Origin of the sequence: Pseudoalteromonas sp. MMG012 (genome assembly GCF_018100875.1) — a bacterium.
GTDB lineage: Bacteria > Pseudomonadota > Gammaproteobacteria > Enterobacterales > Alteromonadaceae > Pseudoalteromonas > Pseudoalteromonas aurantia.
In genome coordinates, this window is the sequence record NZ_JAGJEF010000169.1 from 1 (window position 1) to 2,241 (window position 2,241).

Annotated in this window: 2 protein-coding genes and 2 pseudogenes; 3 read left to right on the top strand and 1 reads right to left on the bottom strand. The window is 39.0% G+C overall.

Annotation, left to right across the window (positions count from 1 at the left end):
• Window positions 1–624, top strand: a pseudogene (locus tag J8L97_RS22775) (TonB-dependent receptor domain-containing protein); the annotation flags it as partial.
• A 252-nt stretch (window positions 625–876) separates the two neighbouring features.
• Here J8L97_RS22775 and J8L97_RS22780 read toward each other — a convergent pair.
• Complete coding sequence (locus tag J8L97_RS22780) at window positions 877–1,335, bottom strand: flavodoxin family protein (RefSeq protein ID WP_192509935.1); 459 nt, start codon at window positions 1,333–1,335, stop codon at window positions 877–879.
• Window positions 1,336–1,417: 82 nt separating this feature from the next.
• On the opposite strand from J8L97_RS22780, the gene soxR reads away from it, so the two are divergent.
• Entirely contained in the window at window positions 1,418–1,873 is a 456-nt protein-coding gene (soxR, locus tag J8L97_RS22785) for a redox-sensitive transcriptional activator SoxR (RefSeq protein WP_211053010.1), read from the top strand.
• A gap of 143 nt (window positions 1,874–2,016) precedes the next feature.
• Window positions 2,017–2,241 (top strand): annotated as a pseudogene (locus tag J8L97_RS22790) (DUF885 domain-containing protein); the annotation flags it as partial.

The window sequence follows — 2,241 nt, forward strand, 5'->3', positions numbered from 1 at the left end:
GGTAATTACAACACATATCAGTCTGGAGAGTCATTAATAAAAGAAGTAGCTCAATTAGAGATTGGTTATAAATATATGTCGCAAAACACCGACTTTTTTGCCACGTTATTTGCAAACGAAGTCAAAGGTGATACGTTTATTCGACAATTTGGTACACCCGCTGAAATTCTCACCAACGAAGCTTTCGGGATTGAATTTGATTATACATACAATCATCAATCAGGCCTCTCTGTCAATTTAAATGCAACATGGCAAGATGCTGAAATTACCGAGAGTCAAACCAACGAAGGAAATGAAAGTCAAAGACAGCCAAGTTGGCAATTACGTGTCACGCCAAGTTACGAGTTTGAAATTACGGATATGTTTGCAACCGTATACGGAACATTATCCGCAGTGGATGATCGCTTCAGTAATAACGAAAATACCGTTATTTTAGATGGATATGAAAAGCTGGATATTGGAATAATGATTGAACCCACTGATCAGGTGAGATTTCAACTATCAGTCGATAATTAAACGGATGAACAAGGGATCACAGAAAGAGACCCACGTAACACTGATGCGCCAAACGGTTGTTACATCATGCCGAGAAGTATTAAGTTAACTGTCAGCTACAACTTCTAACTAATTTAACCTCAGCTCTGGATAAGCGAATTTGCCCAATAAAGCTATTTTTCTCACCCTCGGCGTTGCTTTCATTTGTAATAGCCCCCTATTTCTGCATAAAAGCGCCTTGATATTGAACAAAATATCATCATTGGATTGGACGTAAGTTTGTTTACAAAACATTTTCTATGCCAAAACCCTTATCCAAACCTGAGGTTAATTTAAAAAGGCCATAAATTATGGCCTTTTATTACACTAAAGCACGCATTATTAAATCGACACCGGAAATTGAAAGTGCTGATGTGCCTGTTCTTTCATACCTAAATATTCACATGTTTTAATCATCATTTCTAACATCGGCGCGGGGGCAGCGCTACTAATTGAATTGGTCAGTATCGAAAAACGTTTGCCTCTTAATTGCCTTAATGACGCTTTAAGTGCGTCATCATCCATAAACTCTGTAATTCGGTCAAAAAATGCCTTCATTCTCGGAGTAACGGCATACCAATATACTGGAGATGAAAATACCACATGGTCGTATTGTAACACTTGTAAAAATATACGGCGAAAATCATCCTCTTTATGCCTATGGTCATAACTATAATCATGAATAACCAAGTCATCTAAATAAACCGAATCAGCCCCTTCATGTTGTGACACATAGTTCTCACTTACTGTCGCAGTATTGCCATGTCTATTTGCACTAGAATATATTACGATTGTTTTCATTACAGTCCTTATTTGCTATATGTTTAGTAGCATGTTAAAACCTTAAGTAGACTTGAGGTAAAGCGTTTTATTCAGGAGTTTTATGGGTACTCAGCAACTACAAGAAGCCAATTTACCCGTCGGCTATGTCGCAAAACGCAGTGATGTGAAAGTATCAACGCTGCATTTCTATGAAACAAAGGGGTTAATACGTAGCTGGCGCAACAATGGCAATCAAAGACGCTACAAACCTGATGTTCTCAGGCGTATCGCAGTCATAAAAGCAGCACAGAGAATGGGCGTCACTCTCGAAGAGATCAAAGAAACGCTCAATACTCTACCTGATAGCCGAACCCCCAATAAACATGACTGGGAAAAGCTGTCAAAACAGTGGCAAGTACAACTCGATGAAAAAATTGCCTATATGCAGAGGTTGAGAGACAGAGTTGATGGATGCATTGGATGTGGCTGTTTGTCTATGAGTAGTTGTCCGCTATATAATCCGGATGACATTCTTGGAGAATCAAATAGTGGGGCCGTATTGCTCGAACATGACTAAATACATACGCTCACCTATATTTTAAACACTGTAAAATCGTCCTCAAACAAAGGTTGTATTTCTTCGTTACACTGAGAGAGTAACATGCGATGACATGTAATCCTTGATACCATACGTACAGTACAATTAAGAACGGATCCATAATGAAAAAAACGACTCTCGGCTTAGCATTGGTTGTTGCGTTAGGTTTAACTGCATGCAACTCTGCCAACCAAACAACCCACACCAAAAACGAATCGACAACCTCAGTTAACCAAAGTTTCGAACAATTCGCAGCATCGCTTATAGATTCATACTGGCAGCACTATCCAGAAGCCTCAAGCTATGCTGGCTATGGCAAGTATGATGATATTATTTCAATTCCCAAC